This window comes from Vibrio sp. M250220 (assembly GCF_036533795.1).
Taxonomy (GTDB): domain Bacteria; phylum Pseudomonadota; class Gammaproteobacteria; order Enterobacterales; family Vibrionaceae; genus Vibrio.
In genome coordinates this window covers 1-450 of the sequence record NZ_JATABI010000206.1, presented here as the reverse complement: position 1 = coordinate 450, position 450 = coordinate 1, and the positions used below count along the sequence as shown (strand labels likewise).

At 46.4% G+C, this 450-nt stretch carries 1 protein-coding gene; it reads right to left on the bottom strand.

Going from position 1 to position 450, the window contains the following annotated elements:
• Window positions 1–450, bottom strand: a 450-nt coding sequence (locus QTN94_RS20455) for an ankyrin repeat domain-containing protein (protein ID WP_443088821.1), incomplete at both ends; no start/stop codon positions are given.

Here is a 450-nt window from a genome sequence, read left to right as displayed (position 1 = left end):
CCTAAATTATTCATTGCGTATGGATCTGCTCCATGGTTGAGCAAGTAGAGAGAATCATCAAACCGCACTGGAAGAATATGTATCAAAGGTGTATTGCCAAGTGTGTCGCGGGCATTCACATCGGCACCGTACTCGACTAAAAGCTTCATGGCATCACTTTCTTCAAGCGTAGGGGTGTTGAAAATCAATGTTCGTAAGCTGCCTTCATTTGCAATATTTGGATCCATGCCACTTTCAAGAAGAGCTTTTAAGGGCTCGTCACTTTTGCGCCACATAGCGTGATAAGCAACGCTGCCTAGTCCCGGCAACTCAATAGATGGATCGGCACCTAACGCCATCAACGCTTTAATGGCTACGGGGTTTTCATCATTTACGGCAAAGCCAAGCAGTGTCATCCCGTGTTTTCCTGGGGCATCGATATCTTCAAGCGCTTTCCCAAGTTTGGTGATC